Raw genomic sequence first — 17,835 nt, 5'->3', positions numbered from 1 at the left:
GGATGGGGGAGCAGGGATGTGGTTCAGTCCTGGGCGTCCTCGCCGTCGAGGTGGGCGGCCAGGTCCGCGACCGTGGTGAAGCGGAACAGGTCGACCATCGACACCCTGACGTCGAGGGACTTCTGGATGCTCTGGGCGATCCGCAGCGCCGACAGCGAGTCGACGCCCAGGGCGAAGGAGCTGTCGTGGACGTTGACGTCGGTCAGGTCGAGCTCGCGCGCCCAGATGTCGCCGAGGGCCCGTTCGGTGTCGGTGTAGGCGCCGTCCTGCCTGCCGAACAGGGTGGCGCCCGCGGCGGGGGCCTGCGGCGACCCCTCCCGGCGGGCGGCGCCGCGCGCCGCGGCCAGGGCGGTCCGCACGGGCGGGGAGAGCACGAAGGGCGCGCGCCGCAGCAGCTCGTCCAGGCCCCCTGCGCCGGGTTCGCCCAGGCGCGCGTAGTTGACCTCGCCCACGATGACGTTGCCGCGGGCGTGGGCCATGACCTCCTCGAAGCTGTTCAGCGCGTCGGCGGTGGTCAGGGAGCGGAAGAAGCCCCGGTCCTCCTCGACCCCGTGGTCGAAGGCCATCCCGGTCTCGAGCCAGTCGCTCCAGTCGACCGTGACCGTGCGCAGGCCCCGCGCGGTGCGCTCCTCGGCGAAGTGGCCGAGGTAGCTGTTGGCGGCGGTGTAGTCGGACTGCCCGGCGGCTCCGAAGACCGACACCGTGGATCCGAAGAGGACCGTGCACGCGGGCGGTTCGTCCCGGGTGACCAGGTCGAGCACCGCGGCGCCGAGCACCTTGGGGGCCAGGGTGCGCCGGAAGGTTTCCTCGTCCTTGCGGAAGAGGAAGCCGTCGCCCGCGATCCCCGCGGCGTGCAGCACGCAGGAGATCGGCCCCAGCTCCTCCCGGACCAGGCGCACGACCTCGGCCATCCGCTCCGGGTCGGCGACGTCGGCGCTGTAGCTGCGCACCCGGGCCCCGTGCTCCTCCAGCTCGCGCACGGCCCGGATCCGGTCCAGGAGCCGGGTGTCGTCGGCCGGGACGCCGTCCCACTCCTCGCGCGGGGGGAGCCCGGTGCGGTTGACCAGGGCCAGGCGCACCCCGGGCACGGTGCGGCTCAGGTGGCGCGCGGTGGCCAGGCCCAGGCCGCCCAGACCGCCGGTGATGAGGTGGACCCCGTCCTCGGGGAGGGGTTCCTGCGCAGGGGCGCCGCGCAGGTCGACCGGGACGAGCTCGGCGACGTGGCGCACGCCCGCGCGCAGGGCGACGACGGTGGGGATGCGCCGGGCGAGCAGGAGGTCGCAGACGGGCCCGGGGCCGGTGTCCCCGTCGGTGTCCACGCACAGGACCTCGGTGCCCTCGCTCTCCATGCCGATGACCTTCGCCAGGCCGAAGAGGGTCGCGTGCACGGGGGCGGTGGCCTCCTCCCGGCCGGTCACCCTGGCCACGCGGGGCGCCACGACGCTGAACCGGCCGGGGACGCCGCCGCGCTCCCACAGGCGGCGCACCAGGTGGAAGACGCTGTGCACGCCGTGGTCGAGGCGGTCCGTGAGCTCCTCGGGGCCGCCGCAGGGGCCGTCCGCCGGGGCGGCCACGTGCACGACCTCCTCCGGCGGCCTCTCCCGGAGGGCGTCCAGCAGCCCGTCGAACCCGTCGGGGGTCGGTTCGACCCCGTGGACGTCGCCGCCCGGAGCGCTCCGGGCGCCGGTGAGCTCGGCCTCGGACACGTGCACGCCCCGGGCGCGCAGTTCCGCGGCCAGGGCGCTGCCCTGGCCCGCGCGCTCGGCGACGACCAGGACCGAGCCCGGTGCGTCACGGGGCTCCAGGGCTTCGGTCGCGCGCCGCCAGCGCAGCGCGTGGTGGCGCGTGTGCGGGCGCAGCCGCGCGACGGTCCGCCGGGGGTCGGCCACGCGCTTGGCGGTGAAGCCGCGGATCTCCACGCAGGTGGCGCCGTCGTCGTCGCAGATCAGGACGTCGGCCCTGCGGACCTCGGCGTTGTCGGCCTCCGGGCGCGTGCGGACCAGGCTCAGGCCGGTGGCGGGCACGGGCGCGTGGACGAGCAGCTCGTCGTAGCCGACGGGGAGGAAGAAGTCCGCGGCCGGGTCCGGGCCGTCCTGCCGTCCGGCCCCGTCCCGCAGGGCGAGTCCGCTGAAACCCGTGGCCAGGTCGAGCAGTGCGGGGTGCAGGGCGTGGTCCTCGCACTCGGGCCGGTACCGCTCGGGCATGTCGAGGCGGCCCAGGGCTGCGCGGACGCCGACCCGCACGGTGCGCAGGCTGCCCGTCCACCGTTCGCCGAACTCCATGACCCGGTGCCCGTCCTGGCGGGCGCCGACGTCCACGGTCTCCAGGGAGCACAGTTCGTGCAGCGCGGCCGTGTCCTGGACGGGAGGTGCGTCGAGCGCGCGGACGCCGACGGTCCCGCGGACGTGCTCGGTCCAGTGGCCGCCGTGCGGGGAGAGGCTGGCGACGGTGAACTCGGCCTCGTCCTGCCCGGTCTCCCGGACGGTGGTGTGGACCGTGCGGGGGGCGTTCTCCTGGACGAGCAGCGGGACGAGGAACGTCACGTCCCGGATCCGTGTGACGGGGCGTCCCAGGTGGAGGGCGGCCGCCGCGCGGGCCATCTCCAGGTAGGTGGTGCCCGGGACGATCGCCTCGCCGGACATCATGTGCTCGGACAGCACCCAGTGCCGCTCCGTGGCGAACTCGGTGGCGAAGACCGACTGCCCCATCGAGCGCAGCAGCTCCCGGTCGAGCAGCGGGTGCGGACCGCTGCCTCCCACGTCGGCCGCCCGGGGCTCCGCTTTCTCGAGCCAGTGCTTCCTGCGGTGGAAGGGGTGGGTGGGCAGGGGGATGCGGCGGGGGTCGCGGTCGGCGTGGTAGGCGTCCCAGTCGGGTGCGGCGCCGTGGAGCCAGAGCTGTCCCAGGGTCTGGTGCAGGGTCTGGACGGCGGTGCGGGGGTCGCGCTTGTGGGGCAGGCTGTTCAGGGTCGTCGCCGGGTGCTCGTGCCCGTTCAGGACGCGCCGGGCGAGGCTGCGCAGGGTCTGGCCGGGGCCGACCTCCAGCAGGGTGGTGTGGGGTGAGGCGGCTGCGGTGAGGACCCCGGCGGCGAACTCGACGGTGGCCAGGATGTGCCGTCCCCAGTAGCGGGGGTCCTGGGCCTGCTGGGGGGTGATCCAGTCGCCGGTGACGTTGGAGACGAAGGGGATCACCGGGGGGCGCCGTTCGGCGGCGGCCACGGCCGCGGTGAACTCCTCGACCATCGGCGCCATGAGCTCGGAGTGGAAGGCGTGGGAGGTCGTCAGGGGCTGGGTGGGCCAGCCGTGTTCGCGGGCGGTCCGCGCGAAGGCGTCGAGGGCCTCCTGCGGGCCGGAGACCACGCAGTCCCGGGGGCCGTTGTGCGCGGCGAGGGAGAGCCCGGGGACCAGGGCCTTCTCCACCTCGTCCCGGTCGGCCATGGTGTTGAGCATGGCTCCGGGGGCCTGGTCCTGCATGAGGCGTCCGCGCAGGGCGACCAGGCGCAGGGCGTCGGGCAGGGTGAAGACCCCGGCGAGGGTGGCGGCGGTCCATTCGCCGAGGCTGTGGCCGAGCATGCCGGTGGGGGCGGCGCCCCAGTGGAGCCAGAGCCGGGCCAGGGCGTACTCCAGGACGAACAGGGCGGGCTGGGTCCAGCGGGTCCGGTCCAGCTGTGCGGGGTCGGGGGTGGTGAGGAGCAGGTCGCGGATGTCGGCGTCCAGCAGCGGTTGCAGGATCCGGGCGCACTCGTCCACGGTGGCGCGGAAGTGGGGCTCCGCCCGGTAGAGGTCGTGGGCCATGCGCGGGTGCTGGGACCCCTGGCCGCTGAACAGGAAGACCAGCGGAGCGCTCCCGTGCGCGGTGTGGGCCGTGTGGGTGTGTGCCGGGTCGCGTGTCTCCAGGGCGGTGGCGACGGCGTGTGCGTCGGGGCCGGTGACGGTGCGCCGGTGGGGGAACTCGCGGCGTCCGACGGCCAGGGTGTACCCGGCGTCGGTGAGGTCGGGGTCATGGCGGCGCAGGTGGGCGGCCATGCGGTCGGTGAGGTCCTCCAGCGCCTCGGGAGTACGGGCCGACAGGGTCATGAGCCCTGCGCCGCGGCCGCCCGTGGAGCGCGTGGGCGGCGCAGGCGCCTCCTCGAGGACGAGGTGGGCGTTGGTGCCGCCGAAGCCGAACGCGCTGACGCCCGCGCGCCGGGGGCGGTCCCCGCGCGGCCAGGGCGTCAGCTCGGTGACGACGTCGAACGGAGTGGCCGCGAAGTCGATGTCGGGGTTGGGCGTGCGGTGGTTGAGCGTGGGCGGCAGCTCCCCGTGCTCCAGGGCGAGTGCGGTCTTGATCAGTCCGGCGATGCCGGCGGCGGCGTCCAGGTGGCCGACGTTGCCCTTGACCGTGCCCAGGCCGATGCGGCGGTCGGTGTCCAGCGCACGTGCCAGCGCCTGCACCTCGATCGAGTCGCCGATCAGAGTCCCGCTGCCGTGCGCCTCCACGTAGCCGATGCTCCCGGGATCGGCGTCGGCCGCGGCCAGGGCCTCGGTGACCACCTCCGCCTGGCCGGAAGCCGTCGGCGCCGTGAAGCTCGCCTTGACCGCCCCGTCGTTGTTGACGGCCGATCCGCGGATGACGGCGTGGACCGTGTCGCGGTCGGCGAGCGCGTCCTCCAGCCGTTTGAGCACGACGACGCCCACACCGGAGCCGAAGACGGTGCCGCGGGCGTCGGCGTCGAAGGGGCGCACGTGGCCGTCCGGGGACAGGAACGACCCCTCCTGGTGCACGTAGCCGGTGTTCTCGGGGACCTTGTAGGAGACCGCACCGGACAGGGCCATGTCGCACTCGAAGTTGAGCAGGCTCTGGCATGCCGTGTGCACCGCCACCAGCGCACTGGAGCAGGCGGTCTGGACGGGGAAGCTCGGGCCGCGCAGGCCCAGCTTGTAGGAGACCCGGCTCGTGAGGAAGGCGAGCTCGAAGGCGAGGCCGACGTTCTCCCCCTTGATCCTCTCGCCCTGTTCCAGGTTGCTCATGAGGTTGTCGAGGTAGGCCGTCGTGCTGGCGCCCCCGAAGACCCCGATCCGGCCGTCGTGGCGGGCCGCGTCGTAGCCCGCGTCCTCCAGCGCCTGCCAGGACGTCTCCAGGAACAGCCGGTGCTGCGGGTCCATCATCTTCGCCTCGCGGGCGGTGTAGCCGAAGAACTCCGCGTCGAACTCGCCGATCCCCTCGAAGCGCGGCGCGGCCCGCACGTAGTCGGCGCGCCCGAACACCCCGGGGTCCACCCCGGCGGCCTCCAGCTCCTCCTCGCTCAGCCGTCCGATCGACTCCACGCCCTCGCGCAGGTTCGCCCAGAACGCGGACAGGTCCGCGGCCCCGGGGAAGCGCCCGGCCATCCCGACGATGGCGACGCCCTCGTGCTCCGGGAGGTCCTCGGACCCCGGCTCGACCCCGTCGGCCATCACTGCCCCCTTGCCTTGCGGCGCCGCTGCTGGTGCAGGCGCCGCTTCTGCGCGTTCTCTCTGCGTTCCCGGAGCGCGTCGTCCGCGCCGTCCTGCGGGCCGTCGCCGTCCCGGGCCGGCTCCGGCGGCGCGGCGACCCCGGCCAGGTGGGCGACGGTCAGCCCCTCGTAGAGGTCGCCCAGCGTCACCCTGCTGCCCAGCCGGGCGTTGACGGCGCCGACCAGCTGGACGGCGATCAGGGAGTCCCCGCCCAGGTCGAAGAAGCTGTCCTGGGCGCCGACCCGTTCGACGCCCAGCAGGTCCTGCCACACCTCGCGGATCACCGCCTCCGCGCCGGCCCCCGGAACCGCCGGTCCGGCGGCGGTCCCGCCCGGAACGGCCGCAGGGTCCCGGACCGGTGCGGTCGCGGGCCGCGCCGCCAGGGCCTCGGCGAACAGCGCCGACAGGTCGGCGGGCGAGACCACGACCTGCGGCTCGCCCGAGTGAGCCAGGACCGTGTCGAGCGCGCGCAGTCCTTCGAGCGCGCTCATGCCGAGCCGTTCCACGCGCAGGCGCCGGCTGTGCTCCACGGAGGAGGGCAGGGCCGTGGTGACGGACATGCCGACGTTCTTCCAGGCGCCCCAGTCGACGGCGACCACCCGGCTCCGCCGGCCGCGGTCCTGCGCGAAGGCGTCCAGGAAGCAGTTCGCGGCGCAGTAGTCCACCTGCCCGGCGCTGCCGATGTTGGCGCCGTTGGAGCCGAACAGCACCAGGTGGTCCAGGTCCTGGTCGGCCAGGACCTCCTCCAGGACGAGCGTGCCCCGGACCTTGGGCCGCAGGACCTCGGCGGCCTCGCGCAGGTCCTTGAGCTGGATGAGCCCCCCGCCCGCCAGCCCGGCGGCGTGGAAGACGGTGTGGACGCCGCCCCAGCGCCGGACGGCCTCGTCCACGACCGCGCGCATCGCGTCCCGGTCGGTGACGTCGGCGCGGGCGACGAGCAGCTGCGCGCCGCGGTCCCGGAGCCGCTTGAGGCGGTGCACGATCTCGGCGGTCCGGCGGTCGCCCGTGTCCGCGTCGAGCCAGGCCCCCCACTCCTCGGCGGGCGGGAGGTCGGTGCGCGAGGTCAGGACGATACGGGCCCCGTCGGACGCCAGGTGTTCGGCCAGTGCCAGGCCCAGGCCGCCGGTGCCGCCCGTGATGAGGTGGACGCGGTCCCTGCGCGCGTCCGGAACCGTCTGGGCCGGGGGCAGGGGGTGGGGGAGGAAGTGCTGCGCCCAGCGGTGGGGGCCGCGGTGGGCGACGGTCTCCGGGCCGGGTCCGGGCTCGCTCGCCAGCTCCGCCGCCAGCCGGTCGACCAGCCGCGGGTCGGGCGCCGCCGCGCAGTCGACGTCCACGCTGCGGCAGGCCGTGTCCGGCAGCTCGCGGGGCATGACCCGGCAGGGGCCGAGCAGGGTGGCCTTGGCCGGGTCGAGGACCTCGTCGCCGGTGACGCCGTGCAGCCCGTTGCTGAGCACCCAGAACCGGCGCGGCTTCCCGTCGGCGTGGCGGGCCAGGGACGTGGTGAGGCGGACCAGGCTCTCGAAGCCGAGCCGCAGAGCCGTGTCCGGGTCGCTCCGGTCCGCGCGCACGGGCGCGGTCACGCTCCAGCAGTGGACGATGCGGGTGGGCACGCCGCCCGGGCCGCCAGCGAGGGCGGCCAGGAGCCGGTCGTGGTCGGCGCCCGAGGCCGGATCGACGGTGAACCGGCCGTCGCCGTCGTCGGTCCAGGCGTCGGCGGCGGCCACCTCGGTGACCCTGGCGCCGCCCTCGCGCAGCCGTCGCGCGAGCGCCCCTCCCACGCCCAGGCCGTCGGTGAGCACCATCCAGTGCCGGCTGTGGTCGGGTGCGGTGCGCAGGGGCAGCGGGGCGCGCTGCCAGGACGGGACGTGGAACCAGTCCGCCGTGTTCTCGCGCCGGCGGGGGACGCCGTCCTGCGCACCCTGCTCCTGCTGCGCGGTCGGCTCGACCTTGTCCAGCCAGTGCTTCCTGCGGTGGAAGGGGTGGGTGGGCAGGGGGACGCGGCGGGGGGCCCGGTCGCTGTAGTAGGCGTCCCAGTCGGGTCTGGTGCCGTGGAGCCAGAGCTGTCCGAGGGTCTGGTGCAGGGTCTGGACGGCGGTGCGGGGGTCGCGCCTGTGCGGCAGCGAGTGGAGCGCGGCCGCGGGGATCCCGGCGTCCGCCGTGACGCGCCGGGCGAGGCTGCGCAGGGTCTGGCCGGGGCCGACCTCCAGCAGGGTGGTGTGGGGTGAGGCGGCTGCGGTGAGGACCCCGGCGGCGAACTCGACGGTGGCCAGGATGTGCCGTCCCCAGTAGCGGGGGTCCTGGGCCTGGTCGGGGGTGATCCAGTCGCCGGTGACGTTGGAGACGAAGGGCAGGGCCGGGGGCCGCCGTTCGGCGGCGGCCACGGCTGCGGTGAACTCCTCGACCATCGGCGCCATGAGCTCGGAGTGGAACGCGTGCGACGTGGCCACTTCCTGCGTGTTCCACCCGTGTTCGCGGGCGGTCCGCGCGAAGGCGTCGAGCACCTCCCGCGGGCCGGAGACCACGCAGTCCCGGGGGCCGTTGTGCGCGGCCAGCGACAGCGAGGGCGGGAGGACCGCCTGCACGGCTTCGCGGTCGGCCACGGTGTTGAGCATGGCTCCGGGGGCCTGGTCCTGCATGAGCCGGCCCCGTAGGGCGACCAGGCGCAGGGCGTCGGGCAGGGTGAAGACCCCGGCGAGGGTGGCGGCGGTCCATTCCCCGAGGCTGTGGCCGAGCATCCCCGTCGGGGTGATGCCCCAGTGGAGCCAGAGCCGGGCCAGGGCGTACTCCAGGACGAACAGGGCGGGCTGGGTCCAGCGGGTCCGGTCCAGGCGGGCCGGCTCCTGGTCGGTGAGGAGCAGGTCGCGGAGGTCGGCGTCCAGCAGCGGTTGCAGGATCCGGGCGCACTCGTCCACGGTGGCGCGGAAGTGCGGTTCCGCCCGGTAGAGGTCGTGGGCCATCCGCGGGTGCTGGGACCCCTGGCCGCTGAACAGGAACACGACAGGGGGGTCGTCGCGGACGACCCGCGCGCTGTGCGCGGACGCGGGGTCGCGTGTCTCCAGGGCGGCGGCGACGGCGTGTGCGTCGGGGCCGGTGACGGTGCGCCGGTGGGGGAACTCGCGGCGTCCGACGGCCAGGGTGTACCCGGCGTCGGTGAGGTCGGGGTCATGGCGGCGCAGGTGGGCGGCCATGCGGTCGGTGAGGTCCTCCAGCGCCTCGGGCGTGCGGGCCGACAGGGTGATGAGCCCTGCGCCGCGGCCGCCCGTGGAGCGCGTGGGCGGCGCAGGCGCCTCCTCGAGGACGAGGTGGGCGTTGGTGCCGCCGAAGCCGAACGCGCTGACGCCCGCGCGCCGGGGGCGGTCCCCGCGCGGCCAGGGCGTCAGCTCGGTGACGACGTCGAACGGAGTGGCCGCGAAGTCGATGTCGGGGTTGGGCGTGCGGTGGTTGAGCGTGGGCGGCAGCTCCCCGTGCTCCAGCGCCAGCGCCGTCTTGATCAGCCCGGCGATGCCGGCGGCGGCGTCCAGGTGGCCGACGTTGCCCTTGACCGTGCCCAGGCCGATGCGGCGGTCGGTGGCGTAGGAGCGCGACAGCGCCTGCACCTCGATCGGATCCCCCAGCGCCGTCCCGGTTCCGTGGGCCTCCACGTAGTCGACACCGCCCGGGTCCAGGCCGGCGCGGGCCAGGGCCGCCGCGACCACCGCGGCCTGGCCGCTCACGCTGGGCGCGGTGAAGCCGACCTTGACCGCCCCGTCGTTGTTGACCGCCGATCCGCGGATGACGGCGTGGACCGTGTCGCGGTCGGCGAGCGCGTCCTCCAGCCGTTTGAGCACCACGACGCCCACGCCCGTGCCGAAGACGGTGCCGCGGGCGTCGGCGTCGAAGGGGCGCACGTGGCCGTCCGGGGACAGGAACGACCCCTCCTGGTGCACGTAGCCGGTGTTGAGCCCCGGGTCCACGTGCACGCCGCCGGAGAGCGCCATGTCGCACTCGCCGTCGAGCAGGCTCCGGCAGGCGGTGTGCACCGCCACCAGCGCCGTCGAGCACGCGGTCCGCAGGGACAGGCTCGGCCCCTTCAGGTCCAGCTTGTAGGACACCCGTGTGGAGAGGAACCCCAGCTCGTTGCCGACGAGGACCTGGGTCCGGCCCAGGGTGTCCACCAGGCGCCGGTGCGAGTGCACGTGGGCCAGGTACCGGTTGGCCCCCGCGCCGCCGAACACCCCGATCGCGCCGTCGTGGCGGGCCGCGTCGTAACCGGCGTCCTCCAGCGCCTGCCAGGACGTCTCCAGGAACAGCCGGTGCTGCGGGTCCATCACCTGCGCCTCGCGGGCGGTGTAGCCGAAGAACTCCGCGTCGAACTCGTCCGCGCCCTCGAACCTCGGCACGGCCCTGACGTAGTCCGGTTTGCCGGACTCCTCGCCGGGGACCCCGGCGGCCTCCAGCTCCTCCTCGCTCAGCCGTCCGATCGACTCCACGCCCTCGCGCAGGTTCGCCCAGAACGCGGACAGGTCCGCGGCCCCGGGGAAGCGCCCGGCCATCCCGACGATGGCGACGCCCCCGCGCGGCCCCCCGCCGACCGCGGCCGTCACCGCTCCTCCCCGCGGCCGTCGACGAGCTCGCCGAGGGTGCGCACGGTGGGGCCCTCGTAGACGATGGTCAGCGGGACCGCCACGGCGAGCTCCTGGCGCAGCCGGTGCACGACCTGCAGGCCGAGGAGGGAGCTGCCGCCCAGCTCGAAGAAGTTGTCGTGCACGCCCACGGACTCGACGCCGAGGAGCTCCTGCCATATCCGCGCGATCCGCTCCTCCATGGCGCCGGCCGGGGCGACGTAGGGGTTGCGCAGCTGGGGCCGCTCGTGCAGGCGGACCGGGGCCGGCGCGTCGGCGACCGGGTCCGCCCACAGCCGCACGCGGGCGGCCAGGTCCCCGGTGGAGACGGCGACCTGGGGCAGGGGCGCGGAGCGCAGCAGCCGGTCGAAGACCTGACGGCCCTCCTCCGGGGCCAGCGCCAGTTCGCGCACGGCGGCGCCGAGGTCGGTGCGCGCCCGCCCCTCCTCCCGGGCGAACAGCCAGGCCTCCCAGTTCACGCTGGTCCACGGCTGCTCCGGGCCGTGGTGCCGCTGGGCGAAGGCGTCCAGGGCGGCGTTGGCGGCGGCGTAGGCGGCGAACCCGAGCCCGCCCAGGATCGAGGCGACCGAGGAGCTGATGACCGCGAAGTCCAGGCGCTGCCCGGCGAACACCTCGTGCAGGACCCTGGCGCCGTGCAGCTTGGGGCCGAAGTGCCACGCGCACTCCTGCGGCCCCAGCTCCGTGATGGTGCGGTGGGCGTCCTGCCCTGTGGTCCCGGCGCAGTGCAGGATCCCGTTGACCGGCCCCAGCTCGCGGGACACCCGCTCCCGGACCGCGCGCACGGCCGCGAGGTCGCCGACGTCGGCCGCGACCACCGTCACCGTCGATCCGAGCTCCTCGATCCCGCGCACCGCCCGGACGGCCGACGCGGTGGGCCCGGGCAGCGCCGGGTCGTCCCACTCCTCGCGGGGCGGCAGGCCCCTGCGCCCGAGCAGGACCAGGTGCACCCGTTCCTGTTCGGCGAGGGCCCCGGCCATGAGCAGGCCGATCTTCCCCAGGCCGCCGGTGACCAGGTAGACGCCGTCCCTCCGGACCGGTGGGGCCGTGCCGCCCCGGAGTTCGACCGGTTCGTAGCCCTGGGCCCACAGGTGCCTTCCGCGCAGCGCGAGGACGGGCTCCTGCGGGGGGTGGGCCAGGTGGTCCAGCAGGCGGTCCACGAGCCCGGGCGGTCCGGCGGGGCCGTCCGTCCGCACGTCCAGGTGGACGCACTCCAACGACGGGTACTCCTGGACGGCCACCTTGCAGACGCCCTGGACCGCGGCCTTGGGCGGGCAGAGCGGTTCGTCGCCGAGCACCGGGTGGACCTCGCTGGAGACCACGTCCCAGCGCTGCGGCCCGGCCATGAGCTCGTCCGCGCACGCCTGCGTCCAGTGGACCAGGCTGGTGAAGGCGCGGTCGAGCAGGTCCTGGACCTGTGCGGGGTCGACGGCCCGTTCGGCGTCGGCGCCGACGCCCCAGCAGTGGACCACCCGCTCGGGCACCGCCCCCTCGGCTCGCAGCGACTCGGCCAGCCGGGCGAAGTGCTCGGGCCGCGCGGGGTCCAGGACGTAGGAGCCCTCGCGATCGCGGCCCCACCCGCCGCCCGCCCGCACGGTGCGCACCGCGGCGCCCGTGTGCGCGAGCCGCTCGGCGAGCGCCGCGCCCAGCCCCGTGTCGTCGGCGAAGACCAGCCACCGCTGTGCGGCCAGGCGCCCGGCGTCCGCCGCGGGGGCGGGGGGCAGCCGCCGCCAGGAGGGGGCGTGGAACCAGTCGTCCGGCGATCCGACACGCTCCTGCACCGACCTGTCGCGCGTGCCGCCCCGCCGACCCGGTTCCAGCCAGTAGCGGCGGCGCTCGAAGGGGTAGGCGGGCAGGGGCACACGCCGGGCGGACCCGCGCGGCGGGGACGGGAGCTCGCGTCCGGCGAGCCAGAGCCGGCCCGCCGCTCCGAGCATCGCGGCCCGGTCGCTGCCGCCGAGGAAGGTGTTCGGCAGGGAGGGGACGACGACCCGGTCGGTGGCCGCCGCGGCGGGGTGCCGCAGGACGTCCGGGGTCAGGGTGGGGGCGGGGCCGACCTCGGCGACCACGATGTCCGGCACGGACCACAGCGTCCGCAACCCGTCCGAGAAGCGCACGGTCCGGCGCATGTGCCGTGCCCAGTAGTCCGGGTCGACCGCCTGCTCGCCGGTGATCCACGTCCCCGTCGTGTTGGACACGAAGGGCCGCTCGGGCGGGTGGAGCTCCATCGAGCGCACCAGCCGCGCGTACGGTTCGACCACCGCGTCCATCGCCGGGGAGTGGAAGGCGAAGCGCGTGTTCAGCCGGCGGCCGGGGGTGCCCGCCTGCTCCAGGTCGGCGGCGGCCTTCTCGATGCCCTCGACCGTGCCCGAGAGCACGCAGTTCCGCGGCCCGTTGACGGCCGCCAGGCCGACCTCGTCGCCGGTGTGGCGCAGGGCCTCCTCCTCGGAGAGGGGGACGGCGAGCATCGCGCCCTCGGGCTGCTGCTCGATCAGGCGTGCGCGCTCCACCACCAGGCGCAGCGCGTCGGGCAGGGAGAACACCCCGGCCGTGCAGGCCGCCACGTACTCGCCCAGGCTGTGGCCGATCATCGCCTCGGGGGCCACGCCCCAGGAGTCCCACAGCCGGACCAGCGCGTACTCGAGGGCGAACACGGCCGGGTACCCGAGGAGCGGCCGGTCGACGGGGGCCCGGCCGCGCGCGGGCTGCTCCAGCATGCGGCGGAAGTCCGGGGAGGGCGGGGCCGCGGCGTCGTCCCCGGCGAACATGGGCTCGCGCACGTCCTGGCCGAGCAGCGGCTCCAGCAGGGCCGCGCACTCGTCCACGGCTTCCGCGAACACGGGCTCCCGGGCGTACAGGCCCCGTGCCATGCCCGGGTACTGCGAGCCGAAGCCCGTGAACACGAACCCCACGGGCCGGTGGGCGCTCTCCGGGGCCAGGGCGGACAGCAGGCGCCCGTCGTCGCGGGCGTCGAGGGCGCCGAGCGCCTCCTCGGTGCTGGAGCAGACCACCATGCGGCGGTGGGGGAAGGCCTTGCGCTGGCGGAGGGTGAACGCCATGTCGCGCAGGTCGGTGCCGGGATGGGCGCGGAGGTGCTCCTGGAGCCGGTCGGTGGCGCTCTCGAGCGCCTCGGGGCTGCGGGCGGAGAGCACCAGCAGCTCCTCCCGGCCGGGTTCGGACGGCTCCTCGGGCCGGGGGCGGGGCGGGGCCTGTTCGAGGACGACGTGCGCGTTGGTGCCGCCCAGGCCGAAGGAGCTCACCCCGGCGCGCCGGGGCCCGTCCCCCTCGGGCCAGTCGCGCAGCCGCGTGTTGACGTAGAAGGGGCTCCCGTCCATGCCCAGCCGCGGGTTGGGCTCCTCGAAGTGCAGGCTGGGCGGGATCTGCCCGTGCTCCACCGCGAGCACCGTCTTGACCAGCCCGGCCACCCCGGCCGCGGAGTCCAGGTGCCCGATGTTGCTCTTGACCGAGCCCAGGGCGCACCCGTGCGCGGGGAGCCCGGCGAAGGCGGAGGTGAGCGCGGAGAACTCGATCGGGTCCCCGAGGTTGGTCGCGGTCCCGTGCAGCTCGACGTAGCCGATGCTGCCGGGGTCGACGTCCGCGTTGGCCAGCGCGGTGGCGATCACCTCGGCCTGGGTCGCCGCGCCGGGCGCGCTGAACCCGGCCCGGCGCGAGCCGTCGTTGTTGAGCGCCGTGCCCTTGATGACGGCGTGGACGTGGTCGTCGTCGGCGAGCGCGTCGCCCAGCCGCTTGAGGACGACCATGCCCGCGCCCTCGCCGCCGACGGTGCCCCGGGCCCGCGCGTCGAAGGTGCGGCAGTAGCCGTCGGGGGACAGGATGCCGTCCTGGCGGAAGAGGTAGCCGTCGCGGCGCGTGGGGTCGACCGCCACCCCGCCGGCCAGGGCCATGTCGCACTGGAAGGCCAGCAGGGACTGGCAGGCCTCGGCGACCGCGACCAGCGAGGTCGAGCAGGCCGACTGCACGTTGACGCTGGGGCCCCGCAGGCCGAGCTTGTAGGAGATCCGGCTGCTGACGAAGTCGGAGCGGTTGCCGATCACCGTCTGCTTGTCGCCCAGGAGCCGTTCGGCGTCCGGTTGGGTGGCGACGTTGAACAGCAGGTAGGTGTTGTTGCCCGCGCCCGCATAGACGCCGATGGGTCCGTCGAAGCGGTCGGGGGCGTGCCCGGAGCTCTCCAGGGCCGACCAGGCGCACTCCAGCAGCACCCGGTGCTGCGGGTCCATGATCTCGGCCTCGCGGGGGGAGTAGCCGAAGAAGGCGGCGTCGAACTTCTCGGAGTCCTCCAGCAGGTAGCCGGCGGCGACGAAGTCCTCGTGGCCGCGCACGTCCGCGGGCACGCCCCGCGCGGCCAGCTCCTCGTCGGAGAAGCGGGTGTCCGAGCACACCCCGGCCTTGAGGTTGCTCCAGAACTCCCCGACGTCGCGGGCCCCCGGGAAGCGTCCGGCCATGCCGACGACCGCGATGTCGAGGCTGTCGTCGTGCTCGTCGCCCGTGCCGGGCACCGGCTGGTTCATGCCCGGCCTCGCTTCGCTCGTAGCTGCTGTTGGCGGCGGCGCAGCAGTGCGTTCTGCTGCGCCCCCCGTGTCGCTTCCGGCGGGGGCGGCTGTTCCGGATCCCCGGCGGCGAGGAACACGGCCTGCGCGCGCACGGTCGTGTGCTGGAACAGGCCGAGGAGGTCGATGTCACGGCCGGTCCCGGCCCGCAGGCGGTGCTGGAGCTCGACCAGGAGCAGCGAGTGCCCGCCCAGGTCGAAGAAGTTCTGTTCCATTCCCACCTCCTCCACCCCGAGCAGCTCCCGCCACGCGTCCGCGACCAGGCGTTCCAGCCCGTTCGACGGCGGCAGGGGGGCGAAGGCGGCCGTCGTCGGCGCGGGCACCGGGGGCAGGGCCGAACGGGCGACCTTGCCGTGCTCGGACAGCGGCAGGCGCTCCATGGGCACCACCGCCTGCGGGAGCATGTGCGGGGGGATCCGCTCCCCGAGGTGCCGTTCCAGGTCGGCCGGGTCGAAGGAGGCGGGGGAGTGCGGTTCGACGTAGGCCACGATCCCGCGTCCGCCGGCGAGGTCGTCGCGGACGACGGTGGTGGCGTTGCGGACCCGGGGGTGGGACTTCAGGGCGGCGTCGATCTCGCCCAGTTCGACGCGGAAGCCGCGCACCTTGATCTGGTCGTCGCGGCGCCCGAGGAAGGCGATGGTGCCGTCGGGCAGGCGGCGCACGATGTCGCCGGTGCGGTAGAGCCGCCCGCCCGCCCGTGGGCCGAGGGTGTCGGGGACGAACGCCTCCCGGGTGAGGTCGGCCCTGTCGTGGTAGCCCCGGGCGAGGTTGGCGCCGCCGATGAGGAGTTCGCCCGAGACGCCCGTGGGCACCTCCTGCCCGGCCGCGTCCACCACGTGGGCGCGGGTGTTGGGGAGGGGCACGCCGATGGGCGCGGTGTCCCACTCCGCCCGCAGGTGGTCGCCGACGGCGAGGGCGAGGACGCCGACGGTCGTCTCGGTGGGTCCGTAGTGGTTGTAGACGCGGCAGTGGGGGGCCGAGCGCTGGATCCCGCGCAGCCACCGCCAGTCGGAGGGCTCTCCCCCCACGATGAGCAGGCGGCGCGGCAGGAGTTCCGCGAAGCGCGGGGAGGACTGCAGCGCCCGCAGGTGGGAGGGGGCGATCTTCAGGCAGTCCACGCCCCGGTCCCGGACCCAGTCCGCGAGCCGGTCCGCGTCCAGGGCGGTCTCCCTCGGGATCAGGTGCACCTGCCCGCCGGTGCACAGGGGAGGCACGAGGGCGGTGACGCTGGAGTCCACCGTCAGCGGCTGCACCATCGCGAAGCTGAGCGGTTCGCGCAGGCCGAACCTGTCGATGACGGCGAAGGTGTAGCTCAGCAGCTGGCGGTGCTCGATCACCACGCCCTTGGGCCTGCCGGTGGAACCGGACGTGTAGAGCAGGTACGCGGCCGTGTCGAGGCCGCAGGACCCCTCGGCGGGCCTGTCGTCGGGGCGGCCCCGGAGCACGGACCAGTCGCGGTCCAGCTCGACGACGCCGCGGCCCGGTCCGAAGGAGAGGGCGGGGTCGGTGGTCACCACGGTCCGCACCGCCGCGTCGGCGAGGATCGCCGCCCGGCGCTCGGCCGGGTCGGTGGGCTCCAGCGGAACGTAGGCGCCGCCGGCCTTGAGGATGCCCAGGACGGCCACCACCAGCCTGGCGCCCCGTTCCGAGCACAGCCCCACCGTCGTCTCGGCTCCCACGCCCTGTTCGCGCAGCAGGTGGGAGAGCTGGTTGGCGCGCCGGTCGAGCTCGCCGTAGGTGAGCGCGGCCCCGGGGGTGCGCACCGCGACCGCGTCGGGGGTGCGCCGGGCCTGGGCCTCGAACAGCTCGTGGAAGGGCTGTGCGGGGACGGCGGTCTCGGTGCTGTTGAGCGCGGCGGTGAGGCGCTCCTCCTCCGCGGTGAGCACGGGCAGGTCGCGGACCGCCCGTCCGGGCGAGCCGGTCACGCCCTCCAGGAGCCGGAGCAGGTGCCCGCAGGCCCGCCGCGCGGTCGCCTCGTCGAACACGTCCGTGGCGTAGACGACCAGGCCGGTCACCCGGTCGCCGTGGTCGGTCAGCCGCAGGTCCAGGTCGCAGCGGGTCGTGCGGACCGGCTCGGGACCGCCGCCGGCCGCAGGGGGGCCGTCGGGGCGGGTGAGTCCGAAACCCGGCCAGGGCAGCGCGGTCGCGCCCTGCCGGTGGTGGCGCCCGGCCTCCTCCGCCCGGCGCAGGCTCTGCCCGGCGCGGCCGACCAGTTCGCGGAAGCTCTCCCCGCCGGTGACCCGGGTCCGTGTCAGCAGCGTGCCGCCGGAGGGACCGGGGACGGCGACCACGAGGTCGCGCGGGCCGCCGTAGCGGTGCAGCAGGACGAGGTAGAGGGCGAGGGCCGCGGCCTCGGGACCGCCACCGGCCTCACCGGCCAGCTCCCGCAGCCCGGCGGCGCCCGGTGCGGGCACCTCGAACTCCACGGAGCCCGCTCTCAGCTCGCGCCGCGCGGGCGCGGGCCGGTCCCGGGGCAGCACGGCCGCGGGAAGCGGCTCGGTGGCGCCCGCGGGCTCGGGCGGACTGGTCGACGGGGCGGGGGGAAGCGTCATGGGGCCGCCTTGCGGACGTCGGGGCCGGGCACGCGGATCACGTCGGCCGGGGGTGGCACAGGGGGTCCGTGCCCGGGGGCGGGGGTCGTCTCCTTTTCGCGTTCCAGGACACGGTTGCGGGGACCGCGCGGCCCGGGGAGGGGGTTCCTCCGTTACGGAACCCTGTATCAGCCCTGATTCCCGCTCCTCGGGACCGGGGTGTCCGCATTCCGGTGCGCCGTCGTCATCGCGCAGTCCGTTCTGTATTCGGGGAAACGGTTCCCGAGGGTAATCGGAAGCGTGGTCGAAGTACGTGGAGAGCGCTCACGAAACCCATCCCACTCCCCTCGCCGTGGCATTGTCGGCCCACTCGCAACCCGGGCGCAGCGAAACATCGGACCGTGTGGAACGAGATACCAGAACGTCGTTGTGCGGCGCAATGGCACAACGGGTTCGAGGTTCTCGCGCACCACCGCGGACCGGTGATCCCTGGCGCATAGTAACGGTTTCCCTGGTGGAGCGGAAGCCTCTGTGAACAGCCGATTCATCGGCGGCCGGGGATTCCCGGCCGGTGTGCCGTGCGCTATCATCGCCGACGACGCAGGGCTTTTATCAGGTGGGGGTGCTTGCGCGTGCCGTGTTCGCG

The 17,835-nt window shown here is 75.1% G+C and carries 4 protein-coding genes; all 4 read right to left on the bottom strand.

Annotated features, from left to right (window positions below):
- Nucleotides 1-23: 23 nt before the first annotated feature.
- From ACIRPH_RS09920 to ACIRPH_RS09905, 4 genes are read right to left on the bottom strand one after another with little or no spacing between them, the layout of a single operon-like run.
- Nucleotides 24-5,432 carry an SDR family NAD(P)-dependent oxidoreductase gene (locus tag ACIRPH_RS09920; RefSeq protein WP_402911847.1) on the bottom strand — a complete coding sequence of 1,803 codons (5,409 nt, stop codon included), beginning with the start codon at nucleotides 5,430-5,432 and terminating at the stop codon, nucleotides 24-26.
- Nucleotides 5,432-10,054, bottom strand: a complete 4,623-nt coding sequence (locus ACIRPH_RS09915) for an SDR family NAD(P)-dependent oxidoreductase (RefSeq protein ID WP_402911845.1) — start codon at nucleotides 10,052-10,054, stop codon at nucleotides 5,432-5,434. The genes ACIRPH_RS09920 and ACIRPH_RS09915 overlap by 1 nt, the downstream gene beginning before the upstream one ends.
- The gene (locus ACIRPH_RS09910) at nucleotides 10,051-14,619 is read right to left on the bottom strand and encodes an SDR family NAD(P)-dependent oxidoreductase (RefSeq protein WP_402911843.1); all 4,569 of its coding nucleotides are present in this window, start codon (nucleotides 14,617-14,619) and stop codon (nucleotides 10,051-10,053) included. The genes ACIRPH_RS09915 and ACIRPH_RS09910 overlap by 4 nt, the downstream gene beginning before the upstream one ends.
- A complete protein-coding gene (locus ACIRPH_RS09905) occupies nucleotides 14,616-17,210 on the bottom strand; it encodes an amino acid adenylation domain-containing protein (RefSeq protein WP_402911841.1) in 2,595 nt (864 codons plus the stop codon). Before ACIRPH_RS09905 ends, ACIRPH_RS09910 begins: the two co-directional genes overlap by 4 nt.
- Between the last annotated feature and the right edge of the window lie 625 nt (nucleotides 17,211-17,835).

Origin of the sequence: Nocardiopsis sp. NPDC101807, from assembly GCF_044766605.1 — a bacterium.
GTDB classification, from domain to species: domain Bacteria; phylum Actinomycetota; class Actinomycetes; order Streptosporangiales; family Streptosporangiaceae; genus Nocardiopsis; species Nocardiopsis tropica.
Note: the sequence above shows the minus strand (reverse complement) of the source record. Positions and strands in the feature narration are given on the sequence as shown.

What these genes read in the sequence shown, in the direction of transcription:
- ACIRPH_RS09920 (WP_402911847.1), bottom strand. Translation starts at nt 5,432, where the DNA reads ATGGCCGACGGGGTCGAGCCGGGGTCCGAGGACCTCCCGGAGCACGAG.
- ACIRPH_RS09905 (WP_402911841.1), bottom strand. Translation starts at nt 17,210, where the DNA reads ATGACGCTTCCCCCCGCCCCGTCGACCAGTCCGCCCGAGCCCGCGGGC.
- ACIRPH_RS09910 (WP_402911843.1), bottom strand. Translation starts at nt 14,619, where the DNA reads ATGAACCAGCCGGTGCCCGGCACGGGCGACGAGCACGACGACAGCCTC.